This is a genomic window from Alteromonas sp. V450, from assembly GCF_001885075.1.
In the GTDB taxonomy this organism is placed as follows: Bacteria; Pseudomonadota; Gammaproteobacteria; order Enterobacterales; family Alteromonadaceae; genus Alteromonas.
On sequence record NZ_MODU01000004.1, the window covers coordinates 2348609 to 2365568 of the forward strand.

The window sequence follows — 16960 nt, forward strand, 5'->3', positions numbered from 1 at the left end:
TGTTTAATTATCGGTGGCATTGCCGCTTGGACAAGACACAATCAAATGTGTAACGTAAACAATGGCAATAACGCCACCATTACCCCGTGTGAACACAGAGCGCTAAATCATGAAAAAGCACCAATCAGCAGCACTTAAAATATTGAAAGGCACACCATCATTTCAAACGTCTAAGCGCAGTCTCGCTGTTTGTGCGGCCTGTATTAGTTTAGTGCTAGGTTTAAGTGCACATGCGAATGCATATCATGAAGACAATTCAACAGTGCAAACGGGTGGACAAACGCAAATGAATACCAAACCCACACTTGCAACGCTAACTAACTTCCAAAAAAACGCGCCCTTTATGTATTCTTCAGGCTTGCCTGATGCCTCTCATCTTTCTTTGCTGAAAGAGGAAGGAGTGACGCACGTTATAGACTTGATCCCAGGAAATAGAACTAGTGAGATTTTAACTACCTCAGAATTAGGTCTAGATTACTTTAATGTGCCCGTTGATTGGGAAGGCCCCACATTAGCCAACTTTTTAAACTACGCAGCATTCATGCAAAGCGTAGATATCGAAAAAGACAAGGTACTCACGCACTGCAAACTGAATTGGCGAGGTGCCGCTTTTACCTATCTTTATAGAATTAACGTACTGGGAGAAAGTGAACAAGCTGCCAAAAAAGACCTTATGGCTATTTGGCACCCAAATCCTACATGGTACGCGTTTATGAACGACGTTATTTCTCATTACAATGAGGTAAACGGTAAACAAGTAGCAATGTCGTTTGAGGCTGCCGCTCCTGAAAGCCATTAGATTTCTGGGCTACTTCATAGTTTTTTAAACCACTTCCACTACATCAAACATATATGAAATTTCAGATGCGTTATTGACACATACGAAATTTCATATACGATACATCACATACGAAATTTCATATGTGATGATTTTTATGTCGACTTGTTGTGAACCTGGGCAGTTAGCGCCCTTAGCATTTTTTAAATGCCTGTCGGAAGACACTCGCTTAAAGACGCTGCTTATGCTTAGCGTAAAAGGCGAACTATGCGTGTGCGACCTCACCGATGCGCTTCAACTAAGCCAGCCAAAAATTTCGCGGCATCTTGCAGATTTACGAAAATGCGGCTTAGTGCTCGATACCCGCAAGGGGAAGTGGGTGTATTACCAACTTCACCCTGACTTACCTGCTTGGGCACTAGAGGTTATCAAAAACACTGCGTCCAATAATAGTGCATACATTGATGAGCCATTAGCGAATTTGTCCTGCGAGAATTGCTAACGCTCACATACTTTGATCTACAACACTAAGGTGCTTGTCCTTAGCACATTGCAAGCGGCTTACTTATTAACTTTTCTAATTTTTTGATAGCTATTCAAAGTAGCATCAGCCATTTAAATAAGGTTTTTATATGAAAATTTTATACATTTGTACGCACAACCGTTGCCGCAGTATTCTTTGCGAAGCCATCACTAATGCCTCTAACGGTAATGTAGAAGCGCGCAGTGCGGGCAGCCAGCCTGTCGGTGAAGTACACCCTCTTTCTCTTAAATACCTTGCAGAGCGAGGATTTGATACAAACGGGCTTCAAAGTCAGTCGTGGGATGAATTTGAAGATTATGACGCTGATCTTGTCGTCACCGTTTGTGATTCAGCGGCGGGTGAGTCATGCCCTGTTTATTTCGGTAAATCGCTTAAAGTGCACTGGGGCTTAGAAGACCCGTCAAAGTTAGAAGGTAGCGAGCAAGAGAAAGCCGCCGCATTCAACAACACCATAGATATTATTGAAAAGCGTGTAGCGGCATTAGCAGAACTTGCTGAGAAAAACTTAGATAAAGCAGCACTTAAAGAGGCACTATCAAAATTAGGCGCACAGTAATGAGTAAAGGTGAATCTATGAGCTCAAATGTATCCGAAAGCCCAGACATATCATCAGCACAAAGCCCTTCTGATAACGCGGTAATGGAGCAAATGCATAAGCCCATTATGGCTAACTTTGCATCAACGTTCTCAGATCACAAGCCGCGCATTTTGTTACTTTACGGCTCGCTGCGAGAACGTTCTTACAGCCGTCTAGTTATAGAAGAGTCAGCGCGCTTGCTTGAATACTTTGGCGCAGAGGCCAAAATTTTTGACCCTCGCGGTTTGCCGCAGCCAGATACCGAAGATGAGTCACATCCGAAAGTTAAAGAGCTACGCGAGCTTATGATGTGGTCTGAAGGGCAAATTTGGTGTTCACCTGAGCGTCACGGCAGCATGACTGGCATAATGAAAAGCATGATTGACTGGGTACCGCTTAGCCTTGGCGGCGTGCGTCCGACACAAGGGAAAACGCTGGCCATTATGCAGGTATCTGGTGGCTCACAATCATTTAATGCGGTAAATCAAATGCGTATTTTAGGACGCTGGATGCGCATGTTAACCATCCCTAACCAGTCTTCTGTAGCAAAAGCGTTTTTAGAATTTGAAGACGATGGTCGCATGAAGCCGTCACCTTACTACAACCGCATTGTGGACGTAGTTGAAGAGTTGGTGAAATTTACTTTGCTCACCCGCGACAACAAAGACTTTCTCGTTGACCGCTATTCTGAGCGCGTTGAAAGCGCAGAAGAAGTGAGTAAGCGTGTTAATCAAAAATCGTTGTAAAGTAAGACAAAGGTGAATCAGAATGGGTTTCTTTGAACGTTATTTATCAGTGTGGGTTGGCCTTTGTATTGTTGCAGGGGTGGGCCTAGGCTATGCCATGCCGGGAGTATTTGCGTCTATTGCGGCGCTTGAATATGCGCACGTAAACCTGATAGTGGCAGTACTTATTTGGCTAATGATTTACCCAATGATGGTACAAATAGACTTTGGCTCAATTAAAGATGTGGGTAAAAAGCCGAAAGGCCTTGTACTGACCTTGGTGATTAACTGGCTGATAAAGCCGTTCACTATGGCATTATTGGGTTGGCTATTTTTTAAAGGCATTTTTGCCGACTGGGTAGATCCGCAAACTGCCACTGAGTACATTGCCGGCATGATCCTACTGGGCGTCGCTCCATGCACAGCGATGGTATTTGTGTGGAGTCACCTTACCAAAGGGGATGCTAACTACACGTTAGTCCAGGTATCAATTAACGACTTGATTATGGTCGTTGCCTTTGCACCGCTTACCGCCATGCTGCTAGGTGTAACAGATATAACCGTACCGTGGGATACCCTGCTGCTTTCTGTTGCACTGTATGTTGTATTGCCATTGGTCGCGGGTTATATCACGCGCCGTCGCTTGGAAAATAAAGGCAATAACACGCAAGGAAATGGCGCTGTTGACGCATTGGTTAGCAAGTTTAAACCCTTTTCAGTTATTGGCCTGCTTCTCACTATTGTTATTTTGTTTGGTCTTCAGGCCGAAACTATTTTATCGCAGCCGCAAGACATCGTGCTTATCGCAATACCGCTACTAATACAAACTTACGGTATTTTTGCTATTGCCTACTTTGCCGCAAAACGCATAAAGCTGCCCCACAATGTAGCCGCACCAGCATGTATGATTGGTACGTCGAACTTTTTCGAATTGGCAGTAGCCGTCGCTATTTCGTTATTTGGTTTACACAGCGGCGCAGCACTTGCCACTGTGGTGGGTGTGTTAGTTGAAGTACCGGTTATGCTTTCGCTAGTGTGGTTTGCGAACAAAACGCGCCACTGGTTCGAGTAAGCGCTAATAAAAAGAGCGAACCACGGTTCGCTCTTTAATACGATTCAAATGCTAAGTACTAAACTGCGATCGGTGAGTTGTAAGTATCGGGAAGAATAAAGCCAAAGCGCTGCAAAACTGACGTTAGCACGTCCCGTTGAATCGGTTTTTCTATAAAGCCCAGTGCACCTAAAGACATTACTTTTTGTTGCATCATTGGCTGAATGTCGCCAGACACGACGATAACAAATGTTTCTAGCTGACGGCGTTTTATTTCACTCAACACACTGATACCACCAAGAACAGGCATGGTCAGGTCCAGTAAAACCAAGTCTATAGTGTGATGAGCCAATACTTCCAACGCGTCCATACCATTTGACACTTCGTAAATAGTTTCAGCAAAGCACTCTGGCAAATTGCTTCTCGCCATTTTTCGCGCCAGCGCCGAGTCATCACAAATAAGAATATTAAAACCCATCAAATACAAACTTATAATTGCTTATTTATCCGTCAAAAGAATACATTAAACGAAAGTATAATAAAACAAAAAAGTGTCTGATAATTGGTAACTTAATTGCTATCTTCGTCAAACTTCACTCTTCAAGCTATCTATTTTGTGATAGATATAACAGGTAACAAAACTAGGAACACACGACCATGCAAGAGTTAGCTTCAAGCCAAGATAAGAGTTTGGTGAGAAAAGTTGCTTATCAAACTTTGTCTCATTTTGATAAGAGTTATCGATGGTTCACCCGCATCACTCGTGGCGCTCAGGAACGGTTTGAAAAAGGAAATTGGAAAGAAACTCAGCTCGCCTCTAAAGAGAGAATAACCATTTACGAGCAAAGCCTGTCAGATGCTGTCGCTGAAATTTACCAGCTCACTCAAGTACATCAAAAGGACGACGCCTTTTGGCGAGAGCTTAAGAAAGTGTTTGCATTGCAGCTAGAGGGTCATCCGCAGTTTGAGCTAGCCGAAACCTTTTACAACTCTGTAATTGGTCGCCTGTTTAAGCATAGAAAAATCGACAACGATATGATGTTTGTCCTGCCCAGCCGCTGTTTTTTGCCTGGGCAAGACAGAGACAAGGTGATAAACAGCTTCGACACCACTACCACGGTACGTGAGATGTACGAGTCGATATTTAAAATTTATCGATACAATATTCCGTTTGAAAACTTTGAACGAGACCTGCAAAACCTTGAAACAGCACTTCGCGCTAGACTGAACAAAGAACAGTTGGCCAGTGTGCAAGCGGTGGAAATCCTCAAACCTACCTTTTTTAGAGGAAAAGCCGCTTATTTGATTGGGCGAATTTGCATGCCCGACGAAACGCTGCCGTTTGTTATCGCTATGCGCCGCTACAACGAACCACATATGTTTGTAGATGCACTTCTAACTGATCGCAAAGACTTAAGCGTTATTTTTGGTTTTGCTCGCAGCTATTTTATGGCTGATACGCAAAACCCGGCGGAAGTTGCTGCTTTTCTGCAAGAGCTTCTCCCAAATAAAAAACACTTCGAACTTTATATGGCGATGGGCCACTACAAACACGGTAAAACGGTATTTTACCGCAACTTTTTACAGCATATGGACGAGTCAGATGACAAATTCGAGGCTGCACCCGGTATCCGCGGCTTGGTAATGATGGTTTTTCATCTGCCCTCTTATGGCGTGGTGTTTAAGATCATTAAAGACGAGTTTGCAGAGAGTAAAAAAATCACTCGTGAACACGTTAAAGAATGCTATAAGTTAGTGAAAATGTCTGACCGTGTCGGTCGAATGGCAGATACCCACGAGTACGTAAACTTCAGGTTTCCATTAGATAGAATTGAGCCTGAACTTATTGAAGAATTGAAAGAAACGTGTGCGTCGAGCCTGGAGTTTACGGAAACAGAACTCATTATAAAGCACATGTATATTGAGCGAAAAATGACGCCTCTTAACTTGTTTCTTCAGCAAGAGACAGATGAAGATAAGATAACTAGGGCTTTAGATGAACTCGGCCTTTGCATAAAACAAATTGCGATGGCGAATATATTTCCAGGTGACATGCTCCACAAAAATTTCGGTATAACGAGACACGGGCGAGTTATATTTTACGACTACGACGAAATTTGCTTGATGAATCAGCGTAATTTTAGAGCATTACCCAAATCGGATGACCCGTATGCCATCGATTCGCTGTCGGTTGGGCCAAATGACGTTTTTCCTGAACAGTTTGAGCACTTCATCGTTGGAAAACGGAAGTTTAAAGACACATTGAAGCGTTTACACGGCGACCTAATGACTCCTGAGTACTGGCTTGAAGTGCAAGAAAAATGCGCACGTGGTGATGTACAACATTTTACACCTTACAACCCTAAAATGAGCTTCTTAGACAGAACCCAGACTAGCAAAAACCCGATAAAGTGATCGTTTATACACAGTACATTCGTAAAAGCTCATGGAAGCAACATTGTTTTCAAACGTTTGTAGTTTTCTGCACTAAGCAAAGACTTACGCAGTGTTAAACTGTGTAATGCGGAACACTAGCAAGCCACCTGCAGTTGATTGAATGAAAGAAGCGTTAAAATGAAAGTGCTACTTGTAGAAGATGATCCAAAGGTTGCCTCGCATATCGCAAATGGACTGCTAGGCGAAGGCCATGAATGTATCACCGTGGGCGACGGTGTTTCTGGCATAAAAGAAGCCTCTTCTGGTGATTTAGACGCGGTAATTTTAGACGTGATGTTACCAGAAATGGACGGATTTTCTGTTTTAGAGAAGCTTCGCAATGACGGAAACAATACGCCTGTACTGCTTCTCAGTGCAAAAAGTCAGGTAGAAGACAAAGTAAAGGGTTTACGTACGGGCGCGAACGACTATCTTACGAAGCCTTTTGCTTTTGAAGAGCTACTCGCTAGGGTGGAAGGTTTAGCTGGCCGAAATAGAGAAAGCGAAGATAAAACACTAATAAAAGTGGGTGATCTCACACTCGATTTAGTTAACAGAAAAGTTCTGTGCGGCGAGCAAGAGATTGATTTACAGTCTAAAGAGTTTCAACTGTTAGAATGTTTGTTGCGCCACAGAGGCAAAGTTGTCACGCGCAGCATGTTATTGGAGCAGGTGTGGAATTATCATTTTGATCCTCAAACTAATGTTATAGACGTGCACATAAGCCGGCTGCGACAGAAGGTCGACAAGGCGTTTAACGTGCCGCTTATAGAAACAGTGAGAGGCACAGGTTACCGCATAGCGGAAGGGCGTACGTGATAGCAATTCGTGACTTTACGCGAAGCTCAAGCTTTCGCGTGGGCACGTTGCTTACCACCCTAGCTTGTATTGCCATTGTGCTTATTGTGTACTTCTGGCGCCTTACAAGCAGCGACCTATTCATATCCGAGTCAAACGCGGCTATTACGGCAAAAGTAACGGCGTTAAATGCGATCTACGAATCATTGGGCATTGAAGCGGTGAAATCTACTGTTGCTGAAGGCAATATGCTACCTCACAGTGCCCACTCGGATAGAGAAAACGATTTCGAGTCGCTGCGTACATTTGTAGCCCTTAGTAAAGACGAGAAGATTGTGGCGGGGAATATCGCAACAATTCCCTTAGTTTTGCAACGTTACGACAACGCTAACTTCAACACTGCTGAGATCGTCATCATTGATCCTGCCACATCTGACAAAAAGGTGCTCAGACAAGCCCTCATTCAAGAAATCTCTTTGGGTGATCATGTATTGCACGTTGGCCGCGGTATTGATGACCTATATAGTGCACAGTGGTTTGGCAAAACGTTCAGCTGGATTATCGTAGTTTTACTTTGCACCTTAAGTATTCTTAGCTTCGCCATAGCGGTCTACGTGGTAAACCGCATAAACCGTATGTCGCAAACTGCCGATAAAATTATCAAAACCGGCAGCCTGCAAGAACGGCTAGAGATTGATAGTAGCTGGGATGATTTAAGCAGCCTCTCTTTCGTCTTCAATCAGATGTTGGATACCATTGAAAGCTCAGTAAATAACATTAAGTCAGTAACAGACAGTATAGCCCACGACTTGCGCACACCGCTTTCTAGGCTTCGCAATACATTGGAAAGAATTGAAGACGATCAACTTCGCGAGGACACCACGCAAGAAGCAGATAACTTGCTCAATATGTTCAACAGCCTGCTGCGAATAAGCGGCCTTGAGACCACAAACAAAAAGGAAGGGTTCTGTAGTACCGACGTACGCGCCATTGTAGAAGACGTAGTTGACCTTTATCACCCACTGGCTGAGGAACGCAATATTACGCTATCCAGCAGCTTCAAAAATGCACGTATCCACGCAGATCCTAATCTTCTTTTTCAGGCTGTCGCCAATGTCCTTGATAATGCTATTAAATACTCACAAGAAGGTAGCGCAGTTGACGTTCAAATGACCAGGACAAAGGGCAATCTTGTTATAGCAATAAATGATGCGGGAATAGGCGTATCGGAGCATGATTTGATTCATCTTGAGCGCCGTTTTTACCGAGCAGATGGCAGTAGAACCAGCAAAGGTAATGGGTTGGGCCTTTCACTAGTTTCGGCCATTATCAAACTCCATGATGGTAGAATCTGGTTCGTCCATGATCCCTTGATGAAAGGTCATGGACTAGGAGTCGTGTTTTGCTTGCCGGACAATCCCAATGTAAAAGTGTAGCGAAAGCTAGTTGTCGTTTTGTTTTTGCATGAATATCGTTACTTCTGCCATCACGATACCAAACTTGCGAATATAAGAACGGTTCATCATAGTGCTGTCGTCAAATGCCCAAAACCAGTCATCAAAAGTTACTGCATAGGTGGTATCGTCTACAGGTAAATCCATCTCGTAATGAAAATTGAACGCATTGCCATAGCTCGTACCTTTGGCAGGACCTTCAATGTCACTTGCTCGACCTAAAAAGCTATTGTCGCTCTGCTTTACAATAGTCCAAGTACGTGAGGTTGCGCCCTCTCCCACACCGTACTCAAAAGTCTCTTCAAGCGTTAGAGTATCTTCCTTTATTGAACCATCGATGTTTACTACAAATCGTTGTACTACCTCGCCAGAGCGATTTTGTACAATACCCCACGCTTTTACGTTGCCATTAAAAAACTGCTCAATGTCAAATACGGGGGACACCGACTTATAGTCTTCACCGTCTACTGATACGGAACACCCTGATAGCCCGGCCATACTTATTGCGGCAATTCCAATTCCTAAAACAAACTTAACGGTACTTTTTATCACTCTACTTATCCCACTCAATTTAAAAGACTAATTTGATTGATATTGTCCAAGGCCAAAAAGCTATTATTTACCGAGTAGCTTTTTCCTAAATTTTGGTTCAGATGTTTTGTCGCTTAACCAAATGTCGAAGAAGCGCTGCGTGAATACTTCGTCATTAATTTCGTCAGCTTTGCTTCCGTTCACATAAAACACGCTTGTGCCGCTTTCTGTTGCAATACCAGTAATTACATCACCCTCGCTAACGTCTGGGAAAATACGCGCCATTAATGAAAGCCATTTTTCTGCATTATCCGCCGATAAACCTCCTTGCTTTTTCATCTCATCAATAGAGCGCTGTGCAATTTGTTTACCTTCGAGTTCTCTTTGATAGGTTAATCGAAGCGCAAAGGGTGGCTCATTTGCATACTCCCCCCCAGATGCATAAAGCTCGCCGGTGTACACGTCCCAGAAGTAATACGAAAACATGCCTTTTCCGACCAGGCCAGCATTGGGCACATATTCATTGATATACTTTTCATCAGCACCTTTGGCACTGGCATAGTTTGGCATTGTTAGTCCGCTCATTAGCATGATGATAGAAAAAACAAAGGCAAATGCCCTGTCGTTTTTATTGGCAGCTTTCGTTAAATTAATAACCATAAATGAACTCTTTTAACGCGTAATAAAAATTACACGTTTTTTATTAAAGATGTGTTTAGTTATACTCCTGCCATTGTCCAATTGATCAATTGTCACTAGGCTCCTATCGTGTCACCGCTGAATACATTCGAAACGTTACTCTCTCTTCCCTCGCCACTGACACCGTTTAAACCAGACTGGGACGGCGCTTGCGATGTATCGCTGTTTGTAAAGCGGGATGATGCTATTCACCCCATAATGTCGGGTAATAAATGGCGAAAACTGAGTCACGCATTAAAAGGCGCCTTGCCGAAAACGATAGTGAGTTTTGGCGGTGGATTTTCAAATCACCTTCATGCTCTTGGTTTTATTTGTCATCACCTTGGTATTTCTTTTACCGCTATTATTCGAGGAAACTACGGTGCTGCCCCCACGCCAATGATTCGAGACTTAATGCAATGGGGCACCCACATCAACTATGTTGACCGGCTGACCTATCAAAAAAGGAACGATAGCGTATATCTACATCAACTCGAACAGCAACTACCCGGTGCAATGATCATTCCTGAGGGAGGAAGCCAAGCCCAAGCTCTTCAAGGGATAGCAGATATGGTGGATGAAATTAACGTGGACTTCGATGTTATTGTCGCTCCTGTCGCAAGCGGCGCGACACTAGCGGGCATCGTGAATGCGCTAAACGAGCAAAAATTAGCAGAAAGAAGTCCCACTGCCCTTCGCTTGAATCGAAAAGCCATTGGTGTTGGCGTACTTAGAGGAGAAGGCTATTTAGAAAGCTTGGTAAACCAATTCTTGGTGTCCTCGCAACGCCCAACAAATTGGTATATTGACCACGCTTATCATTTTGGCGGCTACGCCAAAGCACCGAGTGAACTTCAAACCTTCTGCAATGATTTTAATAACACCATGACATTTAAAATTGAGCCAGTTTACTCAGGCAAAACTTTTTGGGCTGTTAAAGATATGCTTGCTAAAGGCTCATTCGAAAAAGGGTCAACAGTTGTTATATTGCATACAGGCGGTTTGCAGGGCGCAAGGTAAAGAGCTTTTTATCACAGAGTGTTGCGTTAGTTTTTTCGCTGTTACAAACTAACGTCGTGGGCTTACCCACTATTCTTTCTAATACTCAATAACGATAACAGAAGAAGTTTGTCGCGGGATGCGGCACAACCATTAGCGCTTGCAACCTACAAACTTCGTCAAGGAATGACTATGAAAAATATCTTTTTCTTCGACTCAATGCTAACCCCTAAAATTATTACGTTCGTTTACTGGCTATTGCTTTTAGGATCAGTGTTAAGCGGCGTATCGAAAATGTTTGCGGGATACGACGCGAGTTTTGTATACGGACTATTTATTATCGTGTCAGGCTGTGTTGGCGCAAGGATTTGGTGCGAGCTACTTATCGTACTCTTTAAAATTAATGGCAATCTACAGAAAATTGCGAATGGAGAATAGTGTAACGTTAAGCTAGCGCTTTTCTCGGAGGCGCTAGCCTTTTCTATCCATAGCGTCCGAAAGACAATCATGACGTCAATCTGCAGCAGGATAGCCAAACAGCCTCTTACATTTTGCTTTTATTCCTTTTGCCTGCTGAAGCTGTTCACGGAGTACACCTATTTGACTGAAATTAGCACTAAGAGGATTATCCTTTGGCATTTTTCCTACAATTCCATACTTTATCGTTATCGCTTTGTCTTGCTTAACGAACGTGCCGAATAACTTATCCCATATTATAAGTACACCCCCGTAATTCTTATCGATGTATGGCTTATTCGTTGCGTGATGAATACGGTGATGCGTAGGCGTATTGAAGATATGCTCCACCCAACCTAAGTTTCCAATCGTCTGAGTATGCACGAAAAACTGATAAGCCAAATTTATAGCGACGATGGCAAAGACAAGGCTTGGTGAAAAACCAATAAGTATCATTGGTACCCAGAACAGCCACATACCTACAAATGGATACAACACGCTTTGTCTAAAGGCCGTCGTGAAGTTCATTCGTGTTGAGCTATGATGTACCACATGGGCCAGCCAAAACCAGTGTATGTTATGTGACGCGCGATGGAACCAGTAGTACAAAAAGTCTTGAAGGAGAAAACCTACAAAAAGTGACGCTGCAGTAAGTTCTATTTTAAATAGTGAGAACTGATGTAACCAAATAAAAAAGGGCATGAGTAGTAGCAATACTAGTGCGTCAGAACCCTGATGAAGTAGTGCAAGTAAGGCATTATTCACGCTGTCTTTTACATTGTAAAACTGTCGCGCTCTTTTAAATTCAATAAAGACACACAGCAGAAAAACAGGGCTTAACCCTAGCAAAATAAGTTCAACGGGGATCAAAACGTGCTCCTAACTTATCTAGACATTGCTCAATATCGTTTTGTAATAAGCGCGTTAGTAACCAGTTTGGTATGTACCAGGGCGCGCGACAGGTAATGCGATAAGAAACGTTTGTTGCATTTTCCTGCTGCGTGAACGCAATAACGCCCCTGTGAGCTTTCACTGGAAAGTCATCAACCACTCTATACTCAATGCCGTTGGTATCTGCGTAAACAATCTCTTCTTTAAAACGTACACCAAGAATAGTGACTTCTCTTACGCAGCCCTTTCCGCCGCTAATCTCATTATCATTTTCTGATTTCATCACCTTAAACGACGCGTTGAAAAAATCGCTTAAATTCTGGTGATCGAGCAGCGTATCGCGCAGTTCTTTGGGCGTTGCAGCAATTTTTTTTTGGTAGTAAACGTCAACCATCTACGATATTTCCTTTTCTGATGGCTCCTAGAGCCTGTTGACCTTTGTTGTACACCAAAGGTCAACAGGCCCTAGCATAAATTGACATTTTTATTTTATCTTGCGTTAATGCGACAGTCTTTTTGTTATTTTGCGACAAGTATATGCCATCAGTTTCCCCAGCCTACATTCAAAGTACGGTGAGCTATTTAGTTAGCTTAGGAATTAGTACCGACGATATTTCGTTAACTTCCCAGCACCATGACTCACTGGCTGGTTCTTCACGTGTTGATATGGATGTATACGTTGAACTGTTAAACCAAGGGGTAGCATTGACCAACAATTCGCTATTCGGTTTTGAGTTGGGTAAACATATACAGGCGAAAGATTACGGAGTGCTGGGTTATCTTGTTGAAAGTTGTGAAAACTTGGCTCAAGCCATCAATGCGCTTACCCGTTTTGACGCCCTCGTGGCTGACATTGGCACCACCAGCGTGTTTTTCGAGTCTGCGGATACCCGTGTTGAGTGGGTACCCAAAAGCGCCGATTGCAAGCAGATGGTATTGCGCAACACCACAGCCTGGGTAGCAACCGTCTACAAAATACTAGGCTCAGTCTGCCAATTACATGCCGTCACCTTCACTTTTCCATTGAGCATTGCTGAAAAAGGCATACTTAAAAAATGGTTCAACTGTGAGGTAATGGACAAAGCCAACAGCAATGCCATCATTTTTCCTCAACACCTTCTACATATTCCATTTACCAGTGAAAATAAAGCAATGTTTAGTGCACTGGTGAAAGTGACCGAAGAAGAGCTACTGGCGTGCAATAGCCAGTTCAACGCCAATCAGCATGAAGATATAAGTCATAAAGTTGTTGCGCTTTTAAAGGCAAACCCAACACTCAAAGGCTGCGATCAGCAACGTGTAGCCAATGCACTATTTATCAGCCCCCGTACTCTACAGCGAAAATTGAAGCAAAGTGGCACCAGCTTTCAACAAATTCTTAATAGCGAACGCAAAGCCCGCCTAGATGATTTGCTGAAACATCACTCCATTGCCGATACAGCAGACTTATTGGGGTTTCAGGAACAATCATCATTTACCCATGTGTTTAAAAAGTGGTTTTCCACTACCCCGCTAAAATACCAAAAGCAATTAGGGTCAAAACAATAGCCTTTGCTTTATCTCGATTAGGCTACCTATTTCTTTTATCTCATGGGGGAGCGTTAGTTTTTTAAGCTTTTAGTATTAAAAGCCAGTGATTTACTATCGCAATAGTGATTATTAAACTAATGTGACGTTGTAAGCGTAGGTATTAGCAAGTGTCCAGCAACGCTAACTCACAGGAGATGCGCTATGATCGACCGTCCAGTTACATTGCCAACGCCATTAAACGTACTCGTGTCGAAGTCACTAAGCTTGTGTGAGCTTATGTTACCCGTATGCGATGTGTTTTACCCCTTCGCGGCCATCTATGAAAACGGCCGAGTAGGTTGTATTTTCAACGACGAAACACAAGGTAAAAAGCGAGAGTCACAGCTTATCGAGCAGCTTCAGTGGCGAATTATCGATACCACCACCGACACAAACAGCTACAGCGTATTGGTTTATGCTGCGGCAGTTAATACCCAAGACAGTAAAACCCTCGACGCCATTGCCATAGCCACTGCTACACCGAACCACGAAGAGCGATTGATTCTTTACCCTTATTACAAAGTTGATGATAAGGTAGTCATATCGCCACCAATTGATACGGTTACCCGCTGAAATTCGAGCGACTTTATATTTTAAACCGAGCAGAATTGCAGACACGTTATTAATTTTAAAAACGTGTCTGCTTTCGTATCAGCTCAAACTTCCATTGAACGACGTATCTCGGTGTAGACCATAAACGGTCAATAATGAGGCCATGGAAAGGTAGGCCGCTAGTAGGTGTGCAATACCTTTTACATTCGTTGTTACGATTAAAATTTTTTGTTCTGTCATGGGCTGTCTTTGCTTGCCAAATCCCAGTGGTCTGCTAGCATTCAGCCCAAAATTCATTAGCAAAATTAGGGATTGGTTATTATGTCTCGCGTTTTAATTATTGGTGCTGGCGGTGTTGCGTCGGTAACTGTGAAAAAATGTGCACGTTTACCGCAACATTTCGACGAAATTTACTTAGCAAGCCGCACGGTATCTAAGTGTGAAGCGCTTCAGCAAGAAGTAGGTGCAGATCGCGTTAAGGGCGTTTTCGCTGTTGATGCCGACAACGCAAAAGAAGTGGAAGCACTTATCAACGAAGTAAAACCAGACCTAGTGATCAACCTCGCGTTGCCGTATCAAGACCTTCCAATCATGGACGCATGTCTTGCAACTAACACCGATTACCTAGATACGGCAAATTACGAGCCTAAAGACGAAGCAAAGTTTGAATACTCGTGGCAGTGGGCTTATCAAGACAAGTTTAAAAACGCAGGCATTATGGCCCTTCTTGGCAGTGGCTTTGATCCAGGTGTAACTAACGTTTACACAGCATATGCAGCTAAGCATTACTTCGACGAAATCCACTACCTTGATATCGTAGACTGTAATGGCGGCGATCACGGCCAGGCTTTCGCGACTAACTTTAACCCTGAAATCAACATTCGTGAAATAACACAGCGCGGTCGCTATTGGGAAAACGGCGAGTGGAAAGAAACGGATCCGTTAAGCGTACGTGAAGATCTGGACTATCAAAACATTGGTGTTCGTGCGTCTTACCTGATGTTCCACGAAGAGCTGGAGTCTATCGTTAAGCACTTCCCTACCCTCAAGCGTGCACGTTTCTGGATGACTTTTGGTGATGCTTACTTAAACCACCTGCGTGTACTTGAAGGTATTGGTATGACTAGCATTGAGCCGGTTGAATTCCAAGGTCAGAAGATTGTACCTCTAGAGTTCTTAAAAGCAGTACTGCCTAACCCTGGCTCACTTGCCGAAGGTTACAGCGGTATGACGTGCATTGGTACTTACATCACAGGTATTAAAGATGGCAAAGAAAAAACTATCTTTATCTATAACAACTGTGACCACGCGAAATGTAACGAAGAAGTAGGCGCACAAGCAGTATCTTACACCACAGGTGTTCCTGCTATGATTGGCGCGGCGCTTATGCTTAACGGCACGTGGAAAGAAGCGGGTGTTTGGAACATGGAACAATTCGATCCAGACCCATTCATGGAAATGCTTAATGAGCACGGCCTACCATGGCACGTACTTGAATGTGAAAGCAGCCCTTTCACCAAATAATCGATATATCAGGGCGCTTAAATCAAGCGCCCTTTTTTGTTAACGCTATAACTGCATTCGAAACGTCTCAAATTATCCTAGGTTGTTAAACTGCACTAGGCAGCCATTTTTTGAGCTAAGGCCAGTTATGTAATACATTAAGCGTTGCGCAAATATTGAAAGTAGTTTTATTTTTTGGAGCTTTATCCCATTGACCGATTTAACTCAACGCACTGATATTCCCTCTCCTTGCTACGTGCTGGAAGAAGCAAAATTAATTAAAAACCTTGAGCTGATGAAACGGGTTCAAGACGAATCTGGCGCGCGTATTATCTTGGCGCTTAAAGGCTTTTCAATGTGGTCTTGCTTCGACATCATCAAACAGTACTTGCACGGAGCAACGGCCAGTTCGGTTTGGGAAGCGAAACTTGCTGCAGAGATGGGTAAAGAAGTTCACGCATATTCTCCTGCGTACAAGGTTAATGACGCAAAGGAATTGGCGGGGCTTGTTAATCACCTGTCTTTTAATAGTTTGACCCAGTGGAACGCGCATAAAGACGTACTCGCTGACGTATCGTTAGGCCTTCGCATAAACCCTGAGCATCAAGAAGCTGATACGCCACTGTACGACCCAGCTGCTCCTGGTTCGCGCTTAGGCATACGTGCCAGTGAGCTAGAAGACGTAGACTTATCGGGTATTGAAGGTTTTCACTGCCACAACCTTTGTGAGTGTGACTCTTTTGCTACCGCACGCACGCTTGAAGCTATCGAAAAACGTTTTGGCAAATGGCTCGGTCAATTAAAGTGGTTAAACTTAGGTGGCGGACACCTGATGACCCGTGAAGGTTATGATGTTGAGCACCTTATTACAACGCTAAAAGACTTCAAAGCGCGCTACCCACATTTAGACGTGATCCTTGAGCCAGGCTCTGCGGTTGCGTGGCAGACAGGGCCATTAATTTGCGAAGTGGTTGATATGGTTGAGAACGACGGTGATATCGCTATTCTAGACATTTCAGCTACTGCACATATGCCAGATGTGCTGGAAATGCCTTATCGCCCTACAATTTTGGGCGCGGGTATGCCTAATGAGAAAGCATATAATGTGAAGCTAGGTGGCAATTCGTGCCTTGCCGGTGATGTCATTGATACTTACTCGTTCGATGCGCCACTTAAGGCTGGCGATCGATTACAGTTTGAGGACATGATGCATTACACCATGGTGAAAACCACCTTCTTCAACGGTGTAGAACACCCTGCTATCGGCATTCTGCGTTCTAACGGCGACTTTGAGCTTGTTCGCGAATTCAGCTACGAAGACTTTAAAGGGCGTTTGTCCTAACGAATTTTTTTCAAATAAAAAAACCCGCATAATGCGGGCAAGGCGGTTACTTAATTTGTGCTTATAGGTTGAGTTA

Annotated in this window: 20 protein-coding genes; 14 read left to right on the forward strand and 6 right to left on the reverse strand. The window is 43.6% G+C overall.

The features are described 5' to 3' along the window. Window positions 1-109 precede the first annotated feature (109 nt). From BK026_RS10240 to arsB, 5 genes are all read left to right on the forward strand, one after another. Window positions 110-799, forward strand: a complete 690-nt coding sequence (locus tag BK026_RS10240) for a hypothetical protein (protein ID WP_071815779.1) — start codon at window positions 110-112, stop codon at window positions 797-799. Between the two features lie 136 nt (window positions 800-935). Continuing rightward, window positions 936-1280 carry a metalloregulator ArsR/SmtB family transcription factor gene (locus tag BK026_RS10245; protein ID WP_071817587.1) on the forward strand — a complete coding sequence of 115 codons (345 nt, stop codon included), beginning with the start codon at window positions 936-938 and terminating at the stop codon, window positions 1278-1280. A 130-nt stretch (window positions 1281-1410) separates the two neighbouring features. Beyond that, a complete protein-coding gene (locus tag BK026_RS10250; protein ID WP_071815780.1) occupies window positions 1411-1878 on the forward strand; it encodes an arsenate reductase ArsC in 468 nt (155 codons plus the stop codon). Beyond that, on the forward strand, window positions 1878-2645 hold the full coding sequence (arsH, locus tag BK026_RS10255; protein ID WP_143142115.1) for an arsenical resistance protein ArsH: 768 nt from the start codon (window positions 1878-1880) through the stop codon (window positions 2643-2645). The genes BK026_RS10250 and arsH overlap by 1 nt, the downstream gene beginning before the upstream one ends. A 22-nt stretch (window positions 2646-2667) precedes the next feature. Then, a complete protein-coding gene (arsB, locus tag BK026_RS10260) occupies window positions 2668-3696 on the forward strand; it encodes an ACR3 family arsenite efflux transporter (protein WP_071815781.1) in 1029 nt (342 codons plus the stop codon). 58 nt (window positions 3697-3754) lie between these two features. Here the strand turns inward: arsB and BK026_RS10265 are convergent, their stop codons facing one another. Next, window positions 3755-4153: a response regulator gene (locus BK026_RS10265; protein ID WP_071815782.1), complete on the reverse strand. Its 399-nt coding sequence runs from the start codon at window positions 4151-4153 to the stop codon at window positions 3755-3757. A gap of 179 nt (window positions 4154-4332) precedes the next feature. Here BK026_RS10265 and aceK point away from each other — a divergent pair, with 179 nt between their 5' ends. The 3 genes from aceK (at window position 4333) to BK026_RS10280 (ending at window position 8345) form a co-directional block, all read left to right on the forward strand. Then, complete coding sequence (gene aceK, locus BK026_RS10270; RefSeq protein ID WP_071815783.1) at window positions 4333-6090, forward strand: bifunctional isocitrate dehydrogenase kinase/phosphatase; 1758 nt, start codon at window positions 4333-4335, stop codon at window positions 6088-6090. Between the two features lie 159 nt (window positions 6091-6249). After that, on the forward strand, window positions 6250-6930 hold the full coding sequence (locus BK026_RS10275) for a response regulator transcription factor (RefSeq protein WP_071815784.1): 681 nt from the start codon (window positions 6250-6252) through the stop codon (window positions 6928-6930). After that, window positions 6927-8345: a sensor histidine kinase KdpD gene (locus BK026_RS10280; RefSeq protein WP_071815785.1), complete on the forward strand. Its 1419-nt coding sequence runs from the start codon at window positions 6927-6929 to the stop codon at window positions 8343-8345. The genes BK026_RS10275 and BK026_RS10280 overlap by 4 nt, the downstream gene beginning before the upstream one ends. Window positions 8346-8351: 6 nt before the next feature. Here the strand turns inward: BK026_RS10280 and BK026_RS10285 are convergent, their stop codons facing one another. Both BK026_RS10285 and BK026_RS10290 read right to left on the reverse strand, forming a co-directional pair. Beyond that, on the reverse strand, window positions 8352-8915 hold the full coding sequence (locus tag BK026_RS10285) for a DUF3833 domain-containing protein (protein WP_071815786.1): 564 nt from the start codon (window positions 8913-8915) through the stop codon (window positions 8352-8354). A 63-nt stretch (window positions 8916-8978) separates the two neighbouring features. Then, window positions 8979-9554, reverse strand: coding sequence for a chalcone isomerase family protein (locus BK026_RS10290; protein ID WP_083575065.1), 576 nt, complete (start codon window positions 9552-9554; stop codon window positions 8979-8981). 108 nt (window positions 9555-9662) lie between these two features. Here BK026_RS10290 and BK026_RS10295 point away from each other — a divergent pair, with 108 nt between their 5' ends. Together BK026_RS10295 and BK026_RS10300 are read left to right on the forward strand one after the other, a co-directional pair. Then, window positions 9663-10592 (forward strand): 1-aminocyclopropane-1-carboxylate deaminase/D-cysteine desulfhydrase, encoded by a 930-nt coding sequence (locus BK026_RS10295; RefSeq protein WP_071815787.1) that lies wholly within the window; start codon window positions 9663-9665, stop codon window positions 10590-10592. 171 nt (window positions 10593-10763) lie between these two features. Next, complete coding sequence (locus BK026_RS10300; RefSeq protein WP_071817590.1) at window positions 10764-11009, forward strand: DUF4282 domain-containing protein; 246 nt, start codon at window positions 10764-10766, stop codon at window positions 11007-11009. A 75-nt stretch (window positions 11010-11084) separates the two neighbouring features. On the opposite strand, the gene BK026_RS10305 is transcribed toward BK026_RS10300, so the two are convergent. Further along, window positions 11085-11897 carry a sterol desaturase family protein gene (locus BK026_RS10305; protein ID WP_071815788.1) on the reverse strand — a complete coding sequence of 271 codons (813 nt, stop codon included), beginning with the start codon at window positions 11895-11897 and terminating at the stop codon, window positions 11085-11087. Further along, a complete protein-coding gene (locus BK026_RS10310) occupies window positions 11884-12312 on the reverse strand; it encodes an SRPBCC family protein (protein WP_071815789.1) in 429 nt (142 codons plus the stop codon). The genes BK026_RS10305 and BK026_RS10310 overlap by 14 nt, the downstream gene beginning before the upstream one ends. 143 nt (window positions 12313-12455) lie before the next feature. On the opposite strand from BK026_RS10310, the gene BK026_RS10315 reads away from it, so the two are divergent. Next, on the forward strand, window positions 12456-13466 hold the full coding sequence (locus BK026_RS10315) for an AraC family transcriptional regulator (protein ID WP_256253759.1): 1011 nt from the start codon (window positions 12456-12458) through the stop codon (window positions 13464-13466). Between the two features lie 183 nt (window positions 13467-13649). After that, window positions 13650-14060: a hypothetical protein gene (locus BK026_RS10320; RefSeq protein WP_014999348.1), complete on the forward strand. Its 411-nt coding sequence runs from the start codon at window positions 13650-13652 to the stop codon at window positions 14058-14060. A gap of 78 nt (window positions 14061-14138) precedes the next feature. On the opposite strand, the gene BK026_RS19660 is transcribed toward BK026_RS10320, so the two are convergent. Beyond that, window positions 14139-14279 (reverse strand): hypothetical protein, encoded by a 141-nt coding sequence (locus BK026_RS19660; protein ID WP_177247902.1) that lies wholly within the window; start codon window positions 14277-14279, stop codon window positions 14139-14141. Window positions 14280-14360: 81 nt separating this feature from the next. Between BK026_RS19660 and BK026_RS10330 the strand changes: the two genes are divergently transcribed. Both BK026_RS10330 and nspC read left to right on the forward strand, forming a co-directional pair. Next, on the forward strand, window positions 14361-15563 hold the full coding sequence (locus tag BK026_RS10330) for a saccharopine dehydrogenase family protein (protein ID WP_071815791.1): 1203 nt from the start codon (window positions 14361-14363) through the stop codon (window positions 15561-15563). 190 nt (window positions 15564-15753) lie between these two features. After that, window positions 15754-16884, forward strand: coding sequence for a carboxynorspermidine decarboxylase (gene nspC, locus BK026_RS10335; protein ID WP_071815792.1), 1131 nt, complete (start codon window positions 15754-15756; stop codon window positions 16882-16884). The last annotated feature ends 76 nt before the right edge of the window (window positions 16885-16960 follow it).

Coding starts and splice junctions, on each gene's coding strand:
- aceK (WP_071815783.1), top strand. CDS start 4,333: ATGCAAGAGTTAGCTTCAAGCCAAGATAAGAGTTTGGTGAGAAAAGTT.
- BK026_RS10265 (WP_071815782.1), bottom strand. CDS start 4,153: ATGGGTTTTAATATTCTTATTTGTGATGACTCGGCGCTGGCGCGAAAA.
- BK026_RS10320 (WP_014999348.1), top strand. CDS start 13,650: ATGATCGACCGTCCAGTTACATTGCCAACGCCATTAAACGTACTCGTG.
- arsH (WP_143142115.1), top strand. CDS start 1,878: ATGAGTAAAGGTGAATCTATGAGCTCAAATGTATCCGAAAGCCCAGAC.
- BK026_RS10310 (WP_071815789.1), bottom strand. CDS start 12,312: ATGGTTGACGTTTACTACCAAAAAAAAATTGCTGCAACGCCCAAAGAA.
- BK026_RS10245 (WP_071817587.1), top strand. CDS start 936: ATGTCGACTTGTTGTGAACCTGGGCAGTTAGCGCCCTTAGCATTTTTT.
- BK026_RS10275 (WP_071815784.1), top strand. CDS start 6,250: ATGAAAGTGCTACTTGTAGAAGATGATCCAAAGGTTGCCTCGCATATC.
- BK026_RS10300 (WP_071817590.1), top strand. CDS start 10,764: ATGAAAAATATCTTTTTCTTCGACTCAATGCTAACCCCTAAAATTATT.
- BK026_RS10290 (WP_083575065.1), bottom strand. CDS start 9,554: ATGGTTATTAATTTAACGAAAGCTGCCAATAAAAACGACAGGGCATTT.
- BK026_RS10240 (WP_071815779.1), top strand. CDS start 110: ATGAAAAAGCACCAATCAGCAGCACTTAAAATATTGAAAGGCACACCA.
- BK026_RS10315 (WP_256253759.1), top strand. CDS start 12,456: ATGCCATCAGTTTCCCCAGCCTACATTCAAAGTACGGTGAGCTATTTA.
- BK026_RS10250 (WP_071815780.1), top strand. CDS start 1,411: ATGAAAATTTTATACATTTGTACGCACAACCGTTGCCGCAGTATTCTT.
- arsB (WP_071815781.1), top strand. CDS start 2,668: ATGGGTTTCTTTGAACGTTATTTATCAGTGTGGGTTGGCCTTTGTATT.
- BK026_RS19660 (WP_177247902.1), bottom strand. CDS start 14,279: ATGACAGAACAAAAAATTTTAATCGTAACAACGAATGTAAAAGGTATT.
- BK026_RS10330 (WP_071815791.1), top strand. CDS start 14,361: ATGTCTCGCGTTTTAATTATTGGTGCTGGCGGTGTTGCGTCGGTAACT.